Source organism: Bifidobacterium margollesii, from assembly GCF_002860355.1.
GTDB lineage: Bacteria > Actinomycetota > Actinomycetes > Actinomycetales > Bifidobacteriaceae > Galliscardovia > Galliscardovia margollesii.
On record NZ_NMWU01000003.1, the window covers coordinates 23,883 to 45,841 of the forward strand.

The window sequence follows — 21,959 nt, forward strand, 5'->3', positions numbered from 1 at the left end:
GCCGGACCCCAGATTCAAGACTTCCGCCGATCGGCGGTAATGCAATGTTCCAAATATAAGAGAAAGGAAGCAGTGATGACATCACTGATCAAGAGAATCGCAGCCGTGGTGCTCGCCGCCGCGACCGCGCTCGGCATGGCCGGCCTCGGCGCCGCCACCGCCAACGCTGCAGGAACCGGTACCATCACGGTGAACACTGTGCAGGGCTTCGCCGAAGACAATGGCTTGAAGCTGTACAAGATGTTCGGTGCCACTGTCGATGCGACGAAGACGCCGACCGAGACCACCTACACGCTGGAGCAGGATTGGAAGGCGTTCTTCACCAGTGATGATGCCAACGCTGCCGGCACCAAGTTCGCCGACGACGCAACCCTTTCCACCAATGCGGTGAATTACATTAAAGGTCTGAGTGACACTGAGCTTGCCTCCTTCGCTAACACTGCGAAGACTTGGTCCGAGGCGAACAATATCGCCGCGACTGCTACAAGCGTTAACAAAGCCAACGACAAGAGCTATACCTTCGAGAACCTTGATCTTGGCTACTATCTGATCGCTCCGGCCGACAGCCAGTCCAGCAACACTGTTGACCAGTCCTACCATGCACTGCTGGTGAACCTTACCGATGCGGATCACAACGCGTCCATCCAGCTCAAGCATGAGTTCCCGACCATCGACAAGACTGTTGAGAACAAGCCCGCCATTGACAAGAACATCGGCGACACCGTGAACTACAAGCTGTCCTCCATCGTGGCCACCAACATGGCTGATTACACTGAAGGCTACGTCTTCACGTTCCACGATGTGCTGTCCAAGGGCCTGACCGTCGACGTTGACAACTTCGCTCCCACCGTGAAAATCAATGGTACTGACGTTCCCGCGGCCGATTACACTGCAACTGCTGCCAAGCAGGCCGACGGCACCACTAAGATCACCGTGAAGTTCAACGACATCCAGAACAAGCATCCGGAGGCCGCGGGCAAGGAAGTCACCGTCGAATACTCCGCCACCCTGAACGCGGACGCCGTCACTGGCACTGCCGGCAACAAGAACTCCGCACAGATCGAATACAGCAACGATCCGTCTAGCAACCAGACCGGTACCTCCGTGCCGAGCGAAGTCAAGGTGCACACCTTCGAATTCACTCTCGATAAGTACACCGGCAACATTTACAACGAGTCCTCCGAACGACTCGGCGGTGCAAAGTTCAAGGTGTACGGCGACAACAACGGCACGGCTGATACCACTGCGCTGAAGTTTGCCGTTACCGCCGGCAACGGCAGCACTGCCACTACTGCCAAGTACAACAAGGATCAGGCCGCAGCCGGTCTGACCGACGAGCTCGTCACTCCGGAATATGGCCGCATCGTCATCTCCGGTCTGAAGACCGGTACTTACTGGGTGGAGGAGACCGAAGCTCCCGCCGGCTACAATAAGCTGACCGAGAAGATCAAGGTCGTAATCGAAGCCACCTACGATCTCAACGGTCAAGGTCAGGTGGACGCTACTCATACCGGCAAGCTGACCTCTTGGAAGATCACCTATAACGGTGCTGATGGCACCGGTGAGCATCCGGTGGTCCCGGTGCAGAACAACAGCGGCTTTACACTGCCGTCCACCGGTGGCATGGGCACCATCGCCTTCACCGTGGCCGGCGTGCTGATCGTCGCCTTCGGCGTCGTCTGGGCCATCCGCCGCAAGCGCGCCTAACCGCGTCCTCTCGGCTTCCCCTCTTGGGGCTTCCCCCCTCGGGGGAAGCTGGCTGCCGCTAGGCAGACTGATGAGGGGTATGCGACGTTAGCCCTCGGCTTCACCGGCCCCCTCCCAATCCATCTCAAGAAACCCAATCCATGAAAAAACTGCGCGACATTCTGCCCCTGCTGGTCATCATCGGAGGCCTCCTCGTCCTCTTCTACCCGACGATCAGCAACCTTCTCATCATGCGCAACGCCAGCCGCGCCGTAGGCAACTACGACGCCGCCGTCAACGCCATGAGTGAGGAGCAGTACGCCAAAGTGCTGAATGCCGCGCACGCCTACAACGCCAAACTCGCCAAGCAGGCCGCCGGAGGCACCACCGCGCTCTCAAACGCGGTGGACTCCGCCGCCCGCGACAAGGAATACCAGTCGATCCTCAACATCGACGGCAACGGCATGATGGGCTACATCACCGTGCCGCGGCTCCACGAGACCCTGCCGCTCTACCACGGCACCGCCGAAAAAGTGCTGCAGGTCGGCATCGGACACCTGGAGGGCACGTCGTTCCCCGTGGGCGGCGCGTCAACCCACACGGCGGTCTCCGGCCACCGAGGACTGCCCAGCGCCAAGCTGTTCACCGACCTCGACCAGATGAAGAAGGGCGACCTCTTCTTCTTCCGCATCCTCAAAGACACCTACGCCTATCAGGTGGACAACATCATCACGGTACTGCCCACCGACACGACATCGCTGGCCATCACGGCCGGCAAGGATCAGGCCACACTGATCACCTGCACGCCATACGGCGTGAACACGCACAGACTTCTGGTACGCGCACATCGCGTGCCGTACACGCCCGACCTGGAGGATCAGGCGGCCAAGCAGTTCGGACTGCACATACCGCCGCAATACCTGATCCCGATGATCGGACTGGCGGTGCTGCTCGTCGGCGGCGGCATCGCCCGACACCTGTACCGCCGAACACACGACGCTCCGGTGCGGCAAGGCACCACCGGCGAAAGGAGACCGCGACATGGCAAGCACGCCTAGATCAGCTGGGGCATTCAGAGCGGTCGTCATGATCTCGGCCCTCCTGGCTCTGCTCGCATCCGTCTTCACGCTGCCGGCCATGATCACGCCGGCACGCGCCGCTGATGTTTCTCCTGACGCGTCGGCCGCATCATCCGTCGGATCGCTGACCATCACCGCCCAGATCAAGGACGCCGGCACCACTCGATATCTTGCCGGCGACACCTACTCCGTGGCGTGGGTGGCCGCCGCGCAGCTCGGCCCCACCGGCACCATCGCCTCGCTGAGCACCCGTGCCCCGTTCCGCTCAATGAACCGCAACTGGACCGCGCTCACCTCATCCCAGTTCAACACCGCCGCCAAGGAGCTCGCCTCCTACGCCGGCGCGCACAGGCTCTACGACGTCACCACGCACGCCGTCACCGATTCGGACGGCACCGCCGTGATCTCCGACCTGCAGCCCGGACTGTATCTCGTCTCGCGCACCGGCATAGCCAAGGCGAACGCCGCCTACAAATGCGACGCCTTCCTCGTTGCCGTGCCGGAAACCAACGACGGTGCCGCCGGGGGAGTGGGCACGGCGAACTACAGCGTCGTTGCCGCGCCGAAATTCGAACGGACCGCCACTCCCGTGCCGCCCACGACGAACCGGCCCGGCGGTCAGCCTACGCCCGGCATCACGCCGCAGACCGGCAATACGCAAACCAACGCGGGATCGCCTTCGAACGTTGCCAGAACCGGTGCCGAAATCATGCGGTACGTGGAGGCCGCCGTCATCCTCGGGGCGGCGGCTGTGATCCTCCTGTTCATCCGCGATCGTTTCCGTGACCGACGTCGTGACCGCGATCGCTAGATGCTGGGCGCTCGGTGTCGCCGCTACTGATCCAGGTCCTCGTCCTTCGCCGAGCCGAGCAGTATGCGCTCGCTGAGATTCACCACCAGCATGAGCACGGCGGTCAGTGCCACGATCACGAACGTGGCCGAGAAGATCAGCGGCGTGCGGAACGAGTTGTACGCCGCCTGCAGCCAGATGCCAAGACCCTTACGGGCGCCCAGATATTCGGCGGTCGATGCCGTGGCGAAGATGTAGGCGGCCGAAATGCGAATGCCGCCGTAGATCTGCCTTGCTGCCACGCGCAGCTTCACATGCCACAGCGTCCACGTTTCGGTGGCTCCGCAGGTGAGCGCCACGTCGGAATAGAACTGCGGTACGGCGGCGAGGCCGCGAATGGTCTGCACGGCGATCGGGAACAGGCCGAAAATCGCCACGATCACGATCTTGCCGTTGATCTCGAACCCGAACCAGATCAGGAACAGCGGGGCGATGGAGATCAATGGCATCGTCTGTGCCGCGGCCAGCAGCGGGAAGAACGCCGCGTTGAGCATCCGGGAGCAGTAGAACACGATGCCCACCAGAATGCCCAGTGCCACGGCGAACGCGAAACCGACGAACCCTTCGAATGCCGTGACCTGCGTGGCCGGCCACAGCGTGGGCCAGGTCTCGATCGTAGCCTGCACGATTTCGCTCGGTGCGCTCATCATCGTCGGCGGCACGTCGCTGGTGCGTACCCAGACCTCCCACACCGCGATCAGCACCGCCACCGCGATCACCGTGGGCACGTACCGCTTCAGCTTCTCCAGCACCGTCATCATCACCTTGCCTCCTTGCGCCTGTGCGCATCACGGCCGGGCGTTGAGCAGTAAGGTGAGGAGCCTGCGCGCAAGACGGCCGACAAAACTTCCAACCACACAGTATAGAGCGCGCTGGAATGCGCCAGGTTGCGCTGGATCGCGTGATCTGCCGTCCCTGAACCTTCCTTACCTCGGGCGAACCGAGTTGTGAGGCTTTGTTCCGGCGTATACGGCAATTGCGGTGATTTTCCGATGTAGACAGTGTTGAAATTCCGCGGTTGTGCGAGTGCCGCAACGGCTCTCTGCCGAAGCGAAGCCTCACAACTCGATATTTCGGTGGTATGGTGCCCGGGAGCCGCCCGCTGCCGTCCCGTTGACGCGGCACAATAGAACGTATGACTGAAGAGCATTCTGAAAACAGCAGGCCTGAGCTGCCTGAAAACGTTCGCGTTCGTTTCTGCCCGTCTCCGACCGGAACCCCCCATGTGGGCATGGTGCGCACCGCCCTGTTCAACTGGGCCGAGGCCCGTCACACGCACGGCACCTTCGTGTTCCGCATCGAAGACACTGACGCCCAGCGCGATTCCGAGGAAAGCTACAACCAGATTCTCGACGCCCTGAAGTGGCTCGGTCTCGACTGGGATGAAGGCGTGGAGGTCGGCGGCCCCGACGGACCGTACCGCCAGTCCGAGCGCGGCGACATCTACAAGGACGTGGCGGCCAAGCTGCTTGAAGCCGGCTACGCTTACGAATCCTTCTCCACCCCCGAGGAGATCGAGGCGCGCAACGTGGCCGCCGGCCGTCCCAAGGCGTTCGGCTACGACGGCTACGATCGCAACCTCACCGAGGAGCAGAAGGAGGCGTTCCGCGCCGAGGGCCGCAAGCCCGCGATCCGCCTGCGCATGCCCGATGAGGACATCGCCTTCGACGATCTGATTCGCGGCCGCATTGAGTTCAAGGCCGGTTCCGTGCCGGACTACGTGATCGTCCGTCCGAACGGCGACCCGCTCTACACGCTCACCAACCCGGTGGATGATGCCATGATGCGCGTCAACGTGGTGCTGCGAGGCGAGGATCTGCTCAGCTCCACCCCGCGTCAGATCGTGCTCTACCGCTACCTGATCGAGCTTGGCGTGGCCAAGGAGATGCCGCTGTTCGGCCACATGCCGTACGTGATGGGCAAGGGCAAGAAGAAGCTTTCCAAGCGCGACCCGGAATCCAACCTGTTCCTGCACCGCGACCACGGCTTCATTCGTGAAGGCCTGCTCAACTATCTGGCCCTGCTGGGATGGTCGATCGGCCCCGATCGCGACGTGTTCTCGATGGACGAGATGATCGAGAAGTTCGACATCCGTGATGTGAAGGCCAATCCGGCCCACTTCGACATCGACAAGGCCATCGCCATCAACGCCGAGCACATCCGCATGCTCGAACCGCAGGACTTCCTCAACCGTTCCGTGCCGTATCTGCATCGCGACGGCGTGGTTTCCGCCGACAATTGGGATGCGCTCACCGATCGCGAGCGTGAGGTGCTCACCGCCGCCGCACCGCTTGTGCAGCCGCGCGTGCGTCTGCTTGGCGAGGTGGCCGGCATGGTCGGATCCCTGCTGTCCGACGCCGAGTACATCGAGCCGGAGGATGACGCCCGTAAGACGCTCAAGGATTCCGCCGGGGAGGTGCTCGACAAGGCCGTGGCGGCGCTGGAAGGCGTGGCTCCTGCCGATTGGAAGGCCGAACCGCTGCACGAGCTGCTGAACAAGGAGCTGATCGAGGAGGGTGGTTTCAAGCCGCGTCTCGCGTTCGGCCCGGTGCGCGTGGCTGTTTCCGGCCGTCGTGTTTCGCCGCCGCTGTTCGAGTCGATGGAGATCCTCGGCAAGGACGTCACCGTCGCCCGACTCAAGGGTCTGCGCGCCCACCTGTGATGGCCGGCCTGCGCAGGCAGTCCTCCCTTGAGGCTTCTTTGGAGGGGAAGCTGTCGGCGCTAGCCGACTGATGAGGTGACAAGCAACGCACTTGGTCGAATCGTTCATGAAACCCCTGAAAACGGCTTCATATGAACGATTCGGCCAAGTGTCGCACGAGGCCTGACGACCGCGACACGCCGAGGGTTGCACGCTGGGGGATTCATCCGTATAGTAATCACTCGTTGCGCACGAGAGTGCACAGCGGAAAACTAAAGAATGCCCCCATCGTCTAGCGGTCTAGGACTACGCCCTCTCACGGCGCCAACACCGGTTCAAATCCGGTTGGGGGTACGACTGACGGAACGGCCCAAGAGCCGCGACGCCTGCCAATTGGGGTATGGTGTAATTGGCAACACAGGTGATTCTGGTTCATCCATTCTTGGTTCGAGTCCAGGTACCCCAGCGAATAGCCTCGCGAATCGAATGATTCAGCGAGGTTTTTTTGTTATCGCCATGGCTTTTAGCGCCGGCCGTGTGTGGCAGTACGCCGACAGTGTGACTTCGCTCGTCGGGATAATGATCCATGACGTTAGCGCTTCGTTAACATACGGCCGCTTTTCCGTTTGGAATCCGTTAGGGCCTGTCTTCGCCGCCGTCTCCCGGAGTAACGTGAGCGGTGCTCGCACAACCTTTCACGATGGCTGATCTCGGACGTCGGGTGCCCGCCGCCCGATGCCGGATCCTCGACCTCGGGTATTCGGCAGTGTCGTCGGCGGAGACGATGTCCTTGATGTATACGGTTCATAAGGGGGAGACCGGCAGATGAGCGCCAGCGGTGTCAGTACACAACCACGGCCGAAAGCCGAAGCCAAATCCAAGCCGAAGACGAAAACCACCCGCATCTCCCGTATCGTCGGCGCCGGCCGCACGGGCCGCGACCGACGTGGCGGCACGCGTGCGGCGCCGGGCGGGCGTGGCATCCCGCTGACCGTGGGCACGGCGCTGGTGGCGCTCGGCATCGTCTACGGCGACCTGCTTACCAGCCCCGTGTACACGCTGCCCGCCGTGCTCGCCGGTCAGGGCGGCCTCGCCGCGGTGACGACCGACTTCGTCGTGGGCGTGCTGAGCCTCGTCTTCTGGACGCTCATGCTCATTGCCACGCTGAAATACGTGCTCATCGCCCTACGTGCCGACAACAAGGGCGAAGGCGGCATCCTGGCGTTGTATGTACTCGTGCGCCGGCATTGGAAGTGGCTGATCGCGCCGGCCATGATCGGCGCGGCCGCGTTCCTGGCCGACGGCGTCTTCACGCCCGCGGTGAGCATCACCTCCGCGATGGAGGGGCTGCGCACCATTCCGGCGCTCGCCTGGCTCGACACCCATACGGTGATGGTCATGAGCCTCGTCGTCATCGTGCTGCTGTTCCTGCTGCAACACAACGGCACCACGAGCATCGGTCGCCTGTTCGGCCCCGTCATGCTGCTCTGGTGCCTGTTCATCGCCGCCGCCGGTTTGCCGCACGCCATGCGTCATCCCGAACTGTTCCTGGGCGCGCTCAACCCGTGGAACGGCATCTCGTTCCTGTTGTCGTCGCAGAACCATGCCGGATTCGCCGTCCTCGGCAGCGTGTTCCTCTGCGTCACCGGCGCGGAGGCCCTGTATTCCGACATCGGCCACGCCGGCATCAAACCCATCTACGCCACGTTCCCGATCGTCGTGGTGTGTCTGCTGGTGTGCTACACCGGCGAAAGCGCGTGGATCCTCGACCATGCGGGCGATCCGTCGTTCGCCGGCAACGTCAGCCCGTTCTTCCAGATGATGCCGGAGCAGTTGCGCGGCTTCGCCGTCGTGTTCGCCGTGGCGGCCGGCGTCATCGCCTCGCAGGCGCTCATCACCGGCGCGTTCACCATGGTCAAGGAGGCCACGTCCGTCAACTGGATGCCGCATCTCAAGGTGCTGTATCCCTCCGTAACCAAGGGCCAGCTGTACATTCCCGCCGTGAACTGGACGCTATGCGGTCTGACGATCATCGCCGTGCTCACGTTCAAGGACAGCCATCATATGGAGGGCGCGTACGGACTGGCGCTCAGCGTGGCCATGGTCACCACGTCCATCCAGCTCGCCGCCTACATCCTGCGTGTGTGGCCCGGCCTGCACGACTGGCAGCGCCGTCTCGGGGCCGCCGGCATGCTCGTCGGCTTCGGCGCGCTCGACACGGCGTTCATGGTCTCCTGCCTGATGAAGTTCCTCAACGGCGGCTGGTTCAGCGTCATGGTGTGTGTGGCGGTGCTCGCCGTCATGATCTCGTGGGAGGAGGGTACGCGCGTCGAACGCAAGGCTCGCCGTCGTGTGAAGATCGCCGGTTTCGAGGACGAGCTGATCCGCCTGTCCACCGACGACGACGTGCCGCTCACCGCCGGCAATCTCGTGTTTCTCACGCCCGACATGACCACTGACCGCGTCGACAGTGACATCCCGCGCAGCATCTTCGCCGGCAATCCCAAGCGCGCGTACGCCTATTGGGTGGTGACGGTGCTGATCAGCGACCATCCGTATGGGGAGGAGTGGTCGGCGCAGTCGTATGCGCAGGGGCATCTCATCCGTGTGCGCATACGATTGGGATACAAGGAGCCGCAGCGTGTGCGACCCATGCTGCGAGTGATCATGCGCGAACTGCTGCGCACCGGAGAACTGCCCCCGCAGCGCAACGCCTATCCGGGGTGGAACGGCGAGACCGCCGACATCGCGGCCACTCGCTATGTGTTCATCAAGAAGTCGCTGGTTCCCGAATCCGACATCAAGGATCTGGAACGGTTCGCCATCCGGCTCAAATACGCGATCCGTTCGGTGGCCGGCAACCCGCTCGCATGGTATGGTCTGGCGTTCGACCGTCCGATAGTCGAGATCGTGCCGTTGCGGACGAAGGAGTATCCCGAGTCGAAGGTCAAGCGCGTGCGGTTCCGCGGCCAGGTGATTCCCGGCCGCGGATGATGCGGCCGTCGGATGAATTTCCGACGTCGTCTGCCCGATGCGGTTGATTCTCGGTGCAGGTGAAGTAGGGTGGTGATTATGAGTGACCGCCTTCAGCATATGAAAGCCGCGGCCGGTGCAGTCCGCGATGGCATCCGGGACGATCTGCGCGAGGGAATCGCGGGCGTAACGTCAGGCGTATCCGGCGCAGGCGAAGCGGACGAATCCGCGCATTCCCTGTCGGTCTCCGTAAGACTGGGCCGGCTGCAGTTCCACCATTCCGGCAAGTTCCGCGTCCTGCAGCTCAGTGATATTCAGGACGGTCCCAAAGTCTCTCCCGACACGATTCGCCTGATCGAAGCGGCATGCGACGCCGCCCGACCCGATCTCGTGGTGTTCACCGGCGACCAGATCGCCGGATACGATTCCGCTTACGCCAAAACCTTCCGCAAACGTCGATGGGATTCCCCGAAACGACCGATCGACGCCGCCGACAAGGACCATACCCGCGAGCTGGTCCGCGGATGCATCCGCCAGTTCATCCAGCCGCTGGTGGATCGGGGCATCCCCTTTGCCGTCACCTACGGCAATCATGATTTTCAGTGTGGTCTGAACACCGCCGAGCTTGACGCGATCTACCGCGAGTTCCCCGGATGCCTCAATCCCGAGCCTGACGATACGCAGACCGTCTGCGTGCGTCCCGCGCCGCAATCCGCACAGTCCATCGGTCTCAAAGATCAATCGGTTTACCCGTGCGAACCGGGCACCTTCGCATTGCCGATCGGCGACGTGAATCAACAGCGCAATGTGATCGGTCTGGTGATCGTCGATTCCGGCGACTACGCGGAGTCCGGCGGATACGGCAGCCCCAGCAGCCGCGCGCTCGAATTCATGCGGGCCGTGCCCCGGGTTCTTGGCGCTCCTTCACTGGTGTTCCAGCACATTCCGATCCCGCAGTTCTACGATGTGCTGCGCCGCGTGCCATCCACCACCGCCTATGCGATTCAGGGGTATCGAACCTTCGATTCGGCCTGCTACGTGCTCGACGAAAGCAAGGTGGAGCCGGACGGCTATCTCGCCGAAGGCGTCAGCTGCCCCGACGTGGATTCCGGGGAATTCGAGATCCTGAAGCAGTCAGGCTGTTATTTCGGCCTGTTCGCCGGGCACGATCATCGCAACGGATTCGTCGGCGTGACCGAGGGCATCACGCTGGGCGCCACGCCAACCTGCGGTTTCGGCTCCTACGGGCCCGTGCCGGACAAGCGCGCGGCCCGTCTGTTCGAATTCGATATCCGGCATCCGTCCCGGCCGCGCACCCAGCTGCTGGAATTCGGTGATCTGGTCGGCAAACCGCAGTCGCGCAAGGCGTACACATTCGCGATGAGCCATGTGCCCACCACGCCCGGCGATGCGTGGAATCTGCTGCGCAAACCGGGATTGTTCTCCGCGCTCGGCGCCGGATTCGCCGCCGCCCTGGCCTCCGTTGGCTTCACGGGCAAGCGGCGATAAGCGGGAACCTCCGAACTACATGCCGGTACTACATGCCGGTGCCGGCGTGGGCGCGAATCAGCGCTTCGGAAAGATACTTGCCGGCGGCCATCACCAGCGGCGCGAAATGCTGACCCGGCGTGGTGCCCATACGGTTGGTCGGTCCGGAGATCGAAATGGCTGCGATCACCTGACCGGAGGCGTTGCGGATCGGAGCGCTTACCGAAGCCACGCCCGGCTCGCGTTCGTTCACCGACTCGGACCATCCGCGCTTGCGCACGGTGGTGAGCTTGGCCGCGGTGAATTTCGCGCGACGAAGGCCCTGATGCATGCGATCCGGATCCTCCCAGGCGAGCAGGATCTGCGCCGCCGAACCGGCTTCCATCGACAGGATCGCGCCCACCGGAATCGAATCGCGCAGGCCGCTGGAACGCTCCACCGCGGCGATGCACACGCGCTGATCGCCCTGACGGCGGTAGATCTGAGCGGATTCGCCGGTGCGGTCGAGCAGCGTCTGCAGGATCGGGCCGCAGGCGGTGAGCAGACGATCCTCGCCGGCTGCCGCGGCCAGTTCGCCGAATCGGGAGCCGAGCACGAATCGTCCATGCTGATCGCGTACGATGAACCGATGCTTCTCCAGGGCGATGGCCAGTCGGTGGGCCGTCGGTCGGGCCAGACCGGTCTCGTTCACCAGCTGGGCCAGCGTGGCCGGTCCGCTTTCCAGGGTGTCGAGAATCTTGGCGGTCTTATCGAGTACGCCCACGCCGGAATGCACCTCTTTGCGGCCTGTTCCGACCTTCGTCGCAGTGGCCTCCGGGGCGTTGTTGGAGGCGTTTTGTTGGTTTGTCAATACTTCCGCTCTTTCTTTTTCGGCCTGTAGGCGTCCGACCGTTGAAGTGACGCCATTTCTTATTGCCATGATTGGGATTATGCCATCTCATATTGTGAAATGCAAAAGTCTGGATTTTGGTCTAGGTCTCATACTCGTTGTGATTGGATTGTTCGCGGTACTGTGCGGGAACAATTAAGGAAGCAACGAAGTCGCAATCAACGTTGATGAGTCGGCGTTGATAGGCGTAATGGAAGACGGCAAAGCGCCCAGGAGGAAACACTATGGGAACCACGTTGGCCGAGAAGGTCTGGGCCGATCATATCGTCCGCAGAGGCGAGAACGGCGAGCCGGATCTGCTGTACATCGATCTGATGCTGATGCATGAGGTCACCAGCCCGCAGGCGTTCGAGGGGCTGCGTCTCGCAGGGCGCAAGCCGCGTCACGTCGATCAGCTGATCGCCACCGAAGACCACAACACCCCCACCGTCGACATCGACAAGCCGAACCCGGACAAGACGAGCGCCACCCAGCTGAGCACGCTGGAGCGCAACTGCAAGGAGTTCGGCGTGCGTTTGCACCCGCTGGGCGACGCCGATCAGGGCATCGTTCACGCTTTCGCGCCGATTCTGGGACTCACCCAGCCGGGCATGACCATCGTGTGCGGTGACTCGCACACCTCCACGCACGGCGCGTTCGGTGCGCTCGCCATCGGCATCGGCACCTCCGAGGTGGAGCATGTGATGGCCACGCAGTGCCTGAGCCTCAAGCCGTTCAAGACCATGGCCGTGAACGTCGAGGGTGATCTGCCGAAGGGTGTGAGCGCCAAGGACATCATTCTGGCGATCATCGCGAAGATCGGCACCGGCGGCGGTCAGGGCCATGTGATCGAATACCGCGGCGAGGCGATCCGCAAGCTGTCGATGGACGCCCGCATGACGATCTGCAACATGTCGATCGAGGCCGGCGCGCGTGCCGGCATGATCGCGCCCGACGAGGTGACGTTCGAATATCTCAAGGGCCGTCCGCACGCTCCCGAAGGTGAGATGTGGGACAAGGCCGTCGAGTACTGGAAGACGCTGAAAACCGATGACGACGCCGTGTTCGACACCGAGGTGACGCTGAACGCCGCCGATCTGCAGCCGTTCGTCACCTGGGGCACGAACCCCGGTCAGGGTCTGCCGATCACCGCGAACGTGCCGGTTCCGGAGGAGATCACCGACGAGACCAAGCGCAACGCCGCCAAGCGTGCGATCGACTACATGGGCCTCAAGCCGGGCATGCCGATCAAGGACATTGCCGTGGACACCGTGTTCATCGGCTCCTGCACGAATGGTCGCATCGAGGATCTGCGTACCGCCGCCGCGATCATGAAGGGGCATCACAAGGCCGATTCGATCCACCGCGTGCTGGTGGTGCCGGCGTCGTCCCGCGTTCGTCTGGAGGCGGAGCGCGAGGGGCTTGACAAGATCTTCAAGGACTTCGGTGCCGAGTGGCGTAACGCCGGATGCTCGATGTGCCTGGGCATGAACCCCGACAAGATGGTGGCGCGCGAGCGTTCGATCTCCACGTCGAATCGCAACTTCGAGGGACGTCAGGGCAAGGGGTCGCGCACGCATCTCGCATCGCCCGCCGTGGCTGCGGCTACCGCCATCCGCGGCACGATCTCCAGCCCGGAGGACCTGTAAGGTCCGGGCCGGCGTCACGGACGTACGGATGTTGCCGGCGTTACGGACGTTGCCGACGCTACATGCGCTACAGACGTTACAACTGAACTTCACATTGAACTAAGGATTTGCAGACAATGGAAAAACTTACCGTGGTAACCGGCGTGGGCGTGCCGCTGCGCCGCTCGAACGTGGATACCGACCAGATCATTCCGGCCGTGTTCCTCAAGCGCGTGACCAAGACGGGCTTCGAGGACGCGCTGTTCTACGCATGGCGTCGTGATCCGGAATTCGTGCTGAATCAGGGCCCGTACCGGGATGGCAAGGTGCTGGTGGCTGGCCCGGATTTCGGCATCGGCTCCTCCCGCGAGCATGCGGTGTGGGCGTTGCGCGATTATGGTTTCCGTGTGGTGATCGCTCCGCGGTTCGCCGACATCTTCTATGGCAACACCGCAAAGAACGGCGTGCTGGCCGCGATCATGCCGATGGAGTCGATCGAACTGCTGTGGAAGCTGCTGGAGGAGGAGCCGGGCCGCGAGATGACCGTGGACTTGGGCGAACGTACTGTGACCTGCGGTGACGTGACCCTGCCGTTCGAAGTGAACGACTATACGCGGTGGCGTCTGATGAACGGTTACGATGACATCGATCTGACGTTGCAGCACGAGGACGACATCGCCGCATATGAGAAGATGCGCGCCGAGAAGTTCCCGTTCAAGCCGAAGACCATCCCCGCCAAGCATCTGCCCGAGGAGCCCATCGCCCCCGCCCGAGAAAACACATATGAATGGACAGGCCCGTTGGCCGATCGCGGCATCATCTAGCCGCGATGGCCGGCTGGGCAGTCCGGTGGACTGCCCGGCAGGGCCTGTGCCGGATCGCGTTGCTCGCGATTCGGCCTATATAGCGCGGCCTGTCCTCGGACAGGCCGTCCGTTGTTGCTGGACAGGCCCGTTGGCCGATCGCGGCATCATCTAGCCGCGATGGCCTGCTGGGCAGTCCGGTGGACCGTCACATGGGCCGTCTCGTGTCACATTGGTCGCCCGGCCCGCGTGACGGTACCTAGCCCGTTGCCTACCACCCACTCTTGCCTTCCCCTTAGGCCGAGCCGTGAAGAAAAGGCCGGAGGCGTTTTCAGGCGAGGGCTCGCCGACAGGCGAGCAGAAAAGCCGCGGCCGTAGGCCGACCACTCTTGCGGAGAAGGTGGCCGGCAGAGCCGGTCGGATGAGGTGGTTTGCGGACCAAGCCCGTCCGTTGGCCGATCGCGGCATCATCTAGCCGCGAAGTCCGGTGGACTGCTTGGCCGGGTCTGTGCCGAATCGCGTTGGCTTGCGATTCGGCCAGTATGGCGCGGTATGCGTGACCGGGTACACCCATGCCGCGTGACGCATGTTCGCGATCCCAATGATTTCAACGTTTTTTAGACGGCGTGACCGGGTATACCCGTTCCCGGTGACGTCGGATATACCTGATGACGTCGGATATACCCGGTCATGCCGAATAAGCCCGGTCATGCCGGATGAGGCGCCCCAGACGAAACGCCGATCCATATGGACTCACCGCAAACCTGCTTGCATCACCTCATCAGTCGGCCTGCAGCCGACAGCTTCCGGCAACATCGGTCGACCTTTCGGCCGCGCCCTATTCGCTCGCCTGTCGGCGAGCCTGAACCCTAGAAACAGCTCTGCTGTTTCCTTGACGGGTTCAGCCTGAGGGGAAGCCCGGTTTCCTCTCTTGCCGGGAAGGTGGCCGGCGAAGCCGGTCGGATGAGGGGGAGCGTGCGAAGCGGATTCTCCGAAATCGATACGCCTCGATGCACTTCGATGCGCCGTACAATCAGAAGAGTCGTAAATTGCCGTATCGACCATCATCGGGAGCAATCATGAGCGAGAAGACCATGCCGTTCTATGACGTTGACCGCACCTACGAAGACAACTACCGGTTCGGTCCGTTCGGTGCGTTCGCCGAAGAGCTGGGAGGGGACGCCAAGGACGGCGTCTCGGCCGATCAGGTGACCCGTGCGGTGGCCAGCGGCTTGACCGAACATGAGGCGGCCGATCATGAGCCGGCCGAATCCTTCTTCGGTGTTCCCGTTGATCTGCCGTTCGGCATTCCCGCCGGCCCACTGCTCAACGAACGGTTCACCACTGCCGCGTTTCGCATGGGTTTTGATCTTGCTGTCTACAAAACCGTGCGCTCACGCGCATGGGGCTGCAATCCGTTCCCGAACGTGCTGGCCGTGCATCCGCAGTCGGCCGACGGCGTGCTGTCTCCCGGCAGCCCTGAATGCGACGAGGGCGTGCTGGCCGATCATCGATTCGAAACGCCGATCTCCATCTCCAATTCGTTCGGCGTGCCCTCACAGGATCCGGACGTGTGGCAGCCCGACATGCAGCGGGCCATGGAGCGTGCCGGGGCGGGTCAGCTGCTCGTGCCGAGCTTCCAGGGGTCGCGCGTCGACGGCATGACCGCCGCCGAATACGTGGCCGATCACGTCACCACCGCGCATCTGGTGCTGGAAACCGGCGCCCAGGTGATGGAGATGAACACCAGCTGCCCGAACGAGGGGCACAACCGACTGCTGTGCCATGCGCCCGATCAGGTGAGGCTGATCACCGAGGCGGTGAAGAACGAGATCGGCGACGTGCCGCTGATCATCAAGCTCGCATATCTGCCGAGCGACGAGGATCTCGAATACATGGTGCGCGTGACGGCCGGTCGGGGACTGGTGCAGGGCTTCTCGACGATCAACACGATCTCCGCTCGGCTGGTGGACGCCAAGGGCGCTCAGGCGCTGCCGGGCGCCGGGCGGGATCGCAGCGGCGTGTGCGGTGCGGCGATCAGGCCTTCCGGTCTCGACATGGTTCGTCGGCTCTCCGCCATTCGCGAGCGGCTGGGGCTTGATTTCGGCATCGTCGGCGTGGGCGGCGTCACCGTTCCGCAGGATTACTTCGACTACCGTGCCGCAGGTGCCGATGCCGTGATGAGCGCCACCGGAGCCATGTGGAATCCCGCTCTCGCCCGTCGGATCAAGTCACGCTGAGATTGGTGATGTCTGGTCGATTTCGCTGATTATGCGGTCCGACCGACGTGATTGCGTGTTTTGATTGCGCATCGGATAATATCTGATATTATTGATATTAGATAATATCCGTTTTTCAAAGGAGGTCTCCGTGGCGATGTTTGACATTCACGAAGGTCCTTCGATTGAGTTCAAACGAATCTGGAGCGAGAGCGCCAAGAAAACCGTGGCGGCTTTCGCCAATACCGATGGAGGGACGCTTTATATCGGGGTTGACGACGATGGGAGCGTAGTGGGTCTGAAGGATCCCGACGCCTGCATCGTCCAGGCCGCTCAATCGGTTACCGATGGGATTGTTCCTGACGTCGCGCATATTGTTGATATGCGAATAGCGGAATATGAACAACGTTCCGTTGTGATCGTGGATGTGCAGCGCGGCACAAGCCGGCCATACTATTTGGCCGACAAGGGGATACGACCCGCCGGGGTGTATGTGAGAATGGGGGCGGCTTCCGTTCCTTCTTCCGATGCCGCCATTCTTCGTATGATTCGAGAATCATCGGATGATTCATTCGAGGATTCTCGATCCGTTGACCAGCAGTTGACGTTCGAGCATGCGCGAGAGACTTTCGCGGAGGCGAACGCGGAGTTCGGGGAGCGGGAACAAAGGACATTGGGTCTGCTTGACGAAACCGGGCTGTACACCAATTTGGCGTGGCTGCTGTCCGACCAATGCACGGCGTCGATCAAAGCCGCCGTGTTCCAAGGGGATACCAAGGCGGTATTCAAAACGCGATACGAGTTTTCCGGATCATTGTTTCGCCAGTTTCGGCAGGTGGCGGAGTTCATCGACCGATACAACAACACCCGGTCGCGGATCGGCGAACAGTGGAGAAGGGTGGATTATCGGGATTATGCGCCGGAAGTGCTTCGGGAAACGCTGCTCAACCTCATCGTACATAGGGACTATACGTTTTCCGGACCGGGCTTGATCAGCATATTCGATCATCGGATCGAAATGCTCAATCTCGGAGGGTTGCCGAAGGGGTTGACCGAGCGGGATATGATGCTGGGAATATCGCAGCAGCGCAACCCGCGGTTGGCGCAGGTGCTGTATCGCTTGAAATGGGTGGAAGCATATGGCACCGGTATTCCACGAATCGTGGAAAACTATGCGGATTGTGACAGGAAACCGGAATTTCGGATCAGTGACAATGCATTCAAAGTGGTGCTGCCCAGTCGGATTGCCGGGAAAGACGGGAATGGCGGAGACCGGGAAGACGATGCTCTGATAGCCGGTGTGAAGGCTGAGGGATCGCCGACCGAGGGATCGCCGATGGTGGGACCGAAGGTCGTGGGATCAACGACTGCGAGCGATTTGGCAATGGGCGACCGGGGTGCTGTCCCGACGATATCGCCGACGGTGTCGAACGTGCTTGATGGCATGATCGTTACGCCTCGAATGCGGCGTAACGCCATGCGTCTGGCTACTCCCGCCGTGGTGAGCAATGGGTCGGTTGTGGAGGAACGCATGCGGATAGTGTTGAATCTTGCCGAACGGCAATCCGAAATCCGGAGGAGCGACGTTCAACAGGCCACCGGCCTGTCTCAGGCCGGTGCCGTCAACCTGTTGCGTGAACTGGTGGGACGCGGGCTGTTGCTCAGAGTCGGAGTCGGCCGCAATACGCGATATCGGGCATCGGCATAGCAAGTCGGCGGAAAGATCGGCATATGATGCCGACGTGGAGCGTCGGTCGGAAAGATACGGTCGGTGCAATACCGTTCAGGTGAGCGCTGGTGGCATGGTTCTCCGACGATTCGCACGGGCGGCACGGTATTCCCGTGGTTAGCCGAGAGTGATTTCACTGAGTCGCCACACCGAGTATGGCAAACTTGTAGATAGTTTTTTCGCCCCGGTAAGTCAGATGCGGGGAGAGAAGCATGAAGGTGGATCAGACAACGATCTGATGGCAGTGATCTGATGACGGCGATCAGCTGGATCGGACGGACTGGATCAGACAGATCGGACGACATCAAAGGAGCGGGTTCGTGAATTCCGAGAATGACGTGTTGCGCGTGGTCGGCGGCAAGCCGCTGAACGGCCAGATCAAGGTGCGTGGCGCCAAGAATTTCGTCAGCAAGGCAATGGTGGCGGCACTGCTCGCCCCCGGCGTTTCCGTGCTGAAGAACGTCCCCGAGATTCGTGACGTGCATGTGGTCTCCGATCTGCTGCGTCTGCATGGCGTGAACGTGACCGTGGACGGTGCGGACGGCGTCGTGACCATCGATGCCAGCCATGTGCAGCTCGCCGACGTGGCCGACGTCGATACGCTCTCCGGCTCATCCCGCATCCCGATCCTGTTCTCCGGCCCTCTGCTGCACCGCCTCGGCGAGGCCTTCATTCCCGCGCTCGGCGGCTGCAACATCGGCGGTCGTCCGATCGACTTCCATCTTGAAACCCTGCGCAAGCTCGGTGCCAACGTTGATAAGGAACACAAGGACGGCATCCACATCACCGCTCCCGACGGGCTTCACGGCGCCAAGATCCACCTGCCCTACCCGTCCGTCGGTGCCACCGAGCAGACACTGCTCGCCGCCGTTCTGGCCGAAGGCAAGACCGAACTTTCCGGCGCCGCCATCGAGCCCGAAATCATGGACCTCGTCTCCGTCCTGCAGAAGATGGGCGCCATCATCTCCGTCGATGTGGACCGTACCTTCCGCATCGAAGGCGTCAAGCAGCTCAAGGGCTTCACCCACACCTCTCTCACCGACCGCATCGAAGCCGCATCCTGGGCCTCCGCCGCCCTCGCCACTCACGGCGACATCTTCGTCAAAGGCGCCACCCAGCCCGAAATGATGACCTTCCTCAACGTGTTCCGTAAGATCGGCGGCGAATTCGACGTCACCGACAAAGGCATCCGCTTCTGGCATCCGGGCGGCGACCTCAAGCCCGTCGCCATCGAAACCGACGTGCACCCCGGTTTCATGACCGACTGGCAGCAGCCCCTCGTCGTCGCCCTCACCCAGGCCAAGGGACTCTCCATCGTCCACGAAACCGTTTACGAAAACCGTTTCGGCTTCACCAAGCCCCTCGTCCAGATGGGCGCCACCATCCAGCTCTACCGCGAATGCCTCGGCTCCCTTCCCTGCCGCTTCCAGCAGCGCAACTACAAGCACTCCGCCGTCATCTTCGGCCCCACACCCCTCACTGGCCGTGACATCGACGTTCCCGACCTCCGCGGCGGTTTCAGCCACCTCATCGCAGCCCTCGCCGCCCAAGGCCCCTCCACCGTTCGCGGCATCTCGCTCATCGACCGTGGATACGCGGACTTTAGAGGGAAGTTGGCCGCCCTCGGCGCCGATTTCGAGTAAAAAATCGGGAGACGGAGCGTCCCCGGCGTTGCCCCTCGGTCGACGTACCTTTGTACGCCTTCCCCTTGTACGCCTTGAAGCCGCACTCGTCTCCCGATTTTTTGTGTTGTTGGGCGCGGAGCGTCCCCGGCATTGGTCCTTGGCTTCCCCTTAGGCTGAACCCGTCAAGGAAACGGCAGAGCCGTTTCTAGGGTTCAGGCTCGCCGACAGGCGAGCGAATAAGATGCGGCCGAAAGGCCGACCGATGTTGCCAGAAGCTGGCGGACGGAGTCCGTCTGATGAGGTGATGCAAGCGGTTTCGCGTTGGTTCCGTACTGGTGTTTCGTTCGGGTCACCTCATCCGTCCGGCTTCGCCGTCCACCTTCTCGGCAAGAGAGGACGGCCTGCGGCCGCGGATTTCTGCTCGCCTGTCAGCGAGTCCTCGCCTGAAAACGCCTCCGGCCTTTTCTTTACGGCTCGGCCTAAGGGGAAGGCGGGTTTCCGGCTCGGGAATGGCTTGCGGCACAATAGAGGGCATGGTATCTCCCGGAAAACCCTCGCCGCGCTCCGCCGTCAAGCCGCTGAGCAACGAACAGGTGGCGAAGCTGGCACGCATGCACAACCTCGTCAACCCGATGCGCAACCACCCTACAGGGCCGCGCAAAGACAACATCGCCGAAATCAACGCGCAGAACCCCAAAGCCACCCAGCGCCTGCTCGACGCCTGCGCCGCGGTCGTCCGATCCCGCTGCAAGGTCAAGGCATGGGGACTCGAACGAGTACCCGAAGACGGCGTCTTCATCACCGCCTGCACGCACGTCACCCTGTTCGACGTGTTCATCCCCATGGTCGCACTGTTCTATCAGGGGCGTCGCCCGCGCTACATGGCCAAAGCGGAAATGGCGAGCTGGCCGATCATCGGCAAATGGTTCCAGCTCGTCGGCATGCAGCCCGTGCCGCGTCGCAAAGGCGAGGCGCTCGCCATCGAAAGCGAATCCATCCGCATCCTCACCTCCGGTCGTCCCCTCACCATCTGGCCGGAAGGCACCCTGACCCGCGACCCGAAGAAATGGCCGATGAGCCTCAAACCCGGCATGGCCTACATCGCCCTCGAAACCTGCAGAAAACTCGGCCGTCAGGTGCCGATCTACCCCGCAGCCACCTGGGGTGCGGCAAGTATCAACCAGTGGTGGCCCTGGCCGCGCAAGAACGTCGTCATGGGATTCGGCGAAGCCATCGACTATGCCGACCTCATCGAAGACATGGACTCCTGGGAAGGTGAGCCGCCGAAAACCGCGGTGCATGAGCTCACCCGTCGCGTGCGCGAACGACTTGAGGAAATCGAATCCGAAATCCGAGGCGAGCAGCCACCCGCCGAAGGCTATTGGGATTATCGGACCATGAAACGCGTTCCCCGCGACTGATATCCACAGTCATCAGCCGGTGGAAGCCGTCGCGGAGCCAGAATCGTCGAAGTCAAGACCCCGGACCACAATAACGCGTGTTTGCCTATCTGGCATGAGAGAGAAATTCGAGAACTTCGAGAGATTCAAGGACCTATTGTGGAATATTCCCTGATGACCAAATTGGCCGCCGAATTCATCGGCACCGCCATTCTGATGATCTTCGGCAACGGTTCCGTCGCCAACGTGGAACTCAAGAACACCAAGGGGCATCACGCCGGCTGGCTCAACATCGCCATGGGCTACGGTTTCGGCGTGATGTTCCCAGTGCTCATGTTCGGTGGCATCTCCGGCGCGCACATCAACCCGGCCATGACCCTGGCTCAGGCGGTCAACGGTATGTTCCCGTGGAACGACGTACTGCCCTACATCGTCGCCCAGCTGCTGGGCGCGGCCGCCGGTCAGCTCGTCGTGTACGTCACCTACCTGCCCCACTACCGCGAAACCGAGGAGGCCGACGCCATCTTCGCCAGCTTCTCCACCACCGACGCGGAAGGCTCCCGCTTCAACTACTTCGTCAACGAGTTCTTCGGTACGCTCGTGCTGGTGCTCGGCGCGCTGTGCTGCCTGCTGATGCCGTGGGGCGCCAAGGATGCCGCGGCAGCTTCGATCGTCGTCGGCTTCATCGTGTGGGGTCTGGTCACCTCGCTCGGTGGCCCGACCGGCCCCGGCCTGAACCCCGCCCGCGACCTCATGCCCCGACTGCTGCACGCGATCCTGCCGATCCCGAACAAGGGAAGCTCCCGCTGGGGTGAAGCATGGATTCCGGTGGTCGCGCCGATCGCCGGTGCCATCGTGGGCGCCTTCATCTTCAAGATCTTCTTCGGCGCGCTCGTCTGACCGTCTGATCGTCTGACCGTCTGATCGATACGTCGTCTGACTTGATCATGGCCCGGCCGACCCCATGCCT

15 protein-coding genes and 2 tRNA genes are annotated in these 21,959 nt (G+C 62.2%); 15 read left to right on the plus strand and 2 right to left on the minus strand.

The features are described from left to right. Nucleotides 1-75: 75 nt before the first annotated feature. From Uis1B_RS01140 to Uis1B_RS01150, 3 genes are all read left to right on the plus strand, one after another. Complete coding sequence (locus Uis1B_RS01140; protein ID WP_165782661.1) at nucleotides 76-1,707, plus strand: SpaH/EbpB family LPXTG-anchored major pilin; 1,632 nt, start codon at nucleotides 76-78, stop codon at nucleotides 1,705-1,707. 140 nt (nucleotides 1,708-1,847) lie between these two features. After that, nucleotides 1,848-2,744: a class C sortase gene (locus Uis1B_RS01145; RefSeq protein ID WP_101614746.1), complete on the plus strand. Its 897-nt coding sequence runs from the start codon at nucleotides 1,848-1,850 to the stop codon at nucleotides 2,742-2,744. A gap of 28 nt (nucleotides 2,745-2,772) precedes the next feature. Further along, nucleotides 2,773-3,576, plus strand: coding sequence for an isopeptide-forming domain-containing protein (locus Uis1B_RS01150; protein WP_101614748.1), 804 nt, complete (start codon nucleotides 2,773-2,775; stop codon nucleotides 3,574-3,576). Between the two features lie 23 nt (nucleotides 3,577-3,599). On the opposite strand, the gene Uis1B_RS01155 is transcribed toward Uis1B_RS01150, so the two are convergent. After that, the gene (locus Uis1B_RS01155) at nucleotides 3,600-4,373 is read right to left on the minus strand and encodes an ABC transporter permease (protein WP_101614778.1); all 774 of its coding nucleotides are present in this window, start codon (nucleotides 4,371-4,373) and stop codon (nucleotides 3,600-3,602) included. Between the two features lie 377 nt (nucleotides 4,374-4,750). On the opposite strand from Uis1B_RS01155, the gene gltX reads away from it, so the two are divergent. From gltX to Uis1B_RS01180, 5 genes are all read left to right on the plus strand, one after another. Next, the gene (gene gltX / locus Uis1B_RS01160; protein ID WP_101614751.1) at nucleotides 4,751-6,277 is read left to right on the plus strand and encodes a glutamate--tRNA ligase; all 1,527 of its coding nucleotides are present in this window, start codon (nucleotides 4,751-4,753) and stop codon (nucleotides 6,275-6,277) included. A 260-nt stretch (nucleotides 6,278-6,537) separates the two neighbouring features. Beyond that, nucleotides 6,538-6,610 (plus strand) — tRNA-Glu (locus Uis1B_RS01165). A gap of 40 nt (nucleotides 6,611-6,650) precedes the next feature. Beyond that, nucleotides 6,651-6,722: transfer RNA gene (locus tag Uis1B_RS01170), tRNA-Gln, on the plus strand. A 359-nt stretch (nucleotides 6,723-7,081) separates the two neighbouring features. Continuing rightward, the gene (locus Uis1B_RS01175; RefSeq protein ID WP_101614754.1) at nucleotides 7,082-9,250 is read left to right on the plus strand and encodes a KUP/HAK/KT family potassium transporter; all 2,169 of its coding nucleotides are present in this window, start codon (nucleotides 7,082-7,084) and stop codon (nucleotides 9,248-9,250) included. Nucleotides 9,251-9,328: 78 nt separating this feature from the next. Then, nucleotides 9,329-10,738, plus strand: a complete 1,410-nt coding sequence (locus Uis1B_RS01180) for a metallophosphoesterase family protein (RefSeq protein WP_243390196.1) — start codon at nucleotides 9,329-9,331, stop codon at nucleotides 10,736-10,738. Nucleotides 10,739-10,766: 28 nt separating this feature from the next. Here the strand turns inward: Uis1B_RS01180 and Uis1B_RS01185 are convergent, their stop codons facing one another. Beyond that, a complete protein-coding gene (locus tag Uis1B_RS01185) occupies nucleotides 10,767-11,636 on the minus strand; it encodes an IclR family transcriptional regulator (RefSeq protein WP_101614758.1) in 870 nt (289 codons plus the stop codon). A gap of 194 nt (nucleotides 11,637-11,830) precedes the next feature. On the opposite strand from Uis1B_RS01185, the gene leuC reads away from it, so the two are divergent. From leuC to Uis1B_RS01220, 7 genes are all read left to right on the plus strand, one after another. Then, nucleotides 11,831-13,234 (plus strand): 3-isopropylmalate dehydratase large subunit, encoded by a 1,404-nt coding sequence (gene leuC, locus Uis1B_RS01190; protein ID WP_101614760.1) that lies wholly within the window; start codon nucleotides 11,831-11,833, stop codon nucleotides 13,232-13,234. A 116-nt stretch (nucleotides 13,235-13,350) separates the two neighbouring features. Beyond that, nucleotides 13,351-14,037 (plus strand): 3-isopropylmalate dehydratase small subunit, encoded by a 687-nt coding sequence (gene leuD / locus Uis1B_RS01195; protein WP_101614763.1) that lies wholly within the window; start codon nucleotides 13,351-13,353, stop codon nucleotides 14,035-14,037. 1,058 nt (nucleotides 14,038-15,095) lie between these two features. Further along, a complete protein-coding gene (locus tag Uis1B_RS01200; protein WP_101614780.1) occupies nucleotides 15,096-16,256 on the plus strand; it encodes a beta/alpha barrel domain-containing protein in 1,161 nt (386 codons plus the stop codon). 136 nt (nucleotides 16,257-16,392) lie between these two features. Then, on the plus strand, nucleotides 16,393-17,943 hold the full coding sequence (locus tag Uis1B_RS01205; RefSeq protein WP_101614765.1) for an RNA-binding domain-containing protein: 1,551 nt from the start codon (nucleotides 16,393-16,395) through the stop codon (nucleotides 17,941-17,943). A 341-nt stretch (nucleotides 17,944-18,284) separates the two neighbouring features. Continuing rightward, nucleotides 18,285-19,607, plus strand: coding sequence for a UDP-N-acetylglucosamine 1-carboxyvinyltransferase (gene murA / locus Uis1B_RS01210; RefSeq protein WP_101614767.1), 1,323 nt, complete (start codon nucleotides 18,285-18,287; stop codon nucleotides 19,605-19,607). A gap of 515 nt (nucleotides 19,608-20,122) precedes the next feature. Beyond that, nucleotides 20,123-21,010, plus strand: a complete 888-nt coding sequence (locus Uis1B_RS01215) for a lysophospholipid acyltransferase family protein (protein ID WP_101614768.1) — start codon at nucleotides 20,123-20,125, stop codon at nucleotides 21,008-21,010. Between the two features lie 138 nt (nucleotides 21,011-21,148). Then, entirely contained in the window at nucleotides 21,149-21,889 is a 741-nt protein-coding gene (locus Uis1B_RS01220; protein WP_101614770.1) for an MIP/aquaporin family protein, read from the plus strand. Nucleotides 21,890-21,959: the final 70 nt, after the last annotated feature.

Bases quoted from the DNA above. Each gene is read 5' to 3' on its own strand.
- Uis1B_RS01140 (WP_165782661.1), top strand. From the start codon at position 76: ATGACATCACTGATCAAGAGAATCGCAGCCGTGGTGCTCGCCGCCGCG.
- Uis1B_RS01145 (WP_101614746.1), top strand. From the start codon at position 1,848: ATGAAAAAACTGCGCGACATTCTGCCCCTGCTGGTCATCATCGGAGGC.
- Uis1B_RS01150 (WP_101614748.1), top strand. From the start codon at position 2,773: ATGATCTCGGCCCTCCTGGCTCTGCTCGCATCCGTCTTCACGCTGCCG.
- Uis1B_RS01155 (WP_101614778.1), bottom strand. From the start codon at position 4,373: ATGACGGTGCTGGAGAAGCTGAAGCGGTACGTGCCCACGGTGATCGCG.
- gltX (WP_101614751.1), top strand. From the start codon at position 4,751: ATGACTGAAGAGCATTCTGAAAACAGCAGGCCTGAGCTGCCTGAAAAC.
- Uis1B_RS01175 (WP_101614754.1), top strand. From the start codon at position 7,082: ATGAGCGCCAGCGGTGTCAGTACACAACCACGGCCGAAAGCCGAAGCC.
- Uis1B_RS01180 (WP_243390196.1), top strand. From the start codon at position 9,329: ATGAGTGACCGCCTTCAGCATATGAAAGCCGCGGCCGGTGCAGTCCGC.
- Uis1B_RS01185 (WP_101614758.1), bottom strand. From the start codon at position 11,636: ATGGCAATAAGAAATGGCGTCACTTCAACGGTCGGACGCCTACAGGCC.
- leuC (WP_101614760.1), top strand. From the start codon at position 11,831: ATGGGAACCACGTTGGCCGAGAAGGTCTGGGCCGATCATATCGTCCGC.
- leuD (WP_101614763.1), top strand. From the start codon at position 13,351: ATGGAAAAACTTACCGTGGTAACCGGCGTGGGCGTGCCGCTGCGCCGC.
- Uis1B_RS01200 (WP_101614780.1), top strand. From the start codon at position 15,096: ATGAGCGAGAAGACCATGCCGTTCTATGACGTTGACCGCACCTACGAA.
- Uis1B_RS01205 (WP_101614765.1), top strand. From the start codon at position 16,393: ATGTTTGACATTCACGAAGGTCCTTCGATTGAGTTCAAACGAATCTGG.
- Uis1B_RS01215 (WP_101614768.1), top strand. From the start codon at position 20,123: ATGGTATCTCCCGGAAAACCCTCGCCGCGCTCCGCCGTCAAGCCGCTG.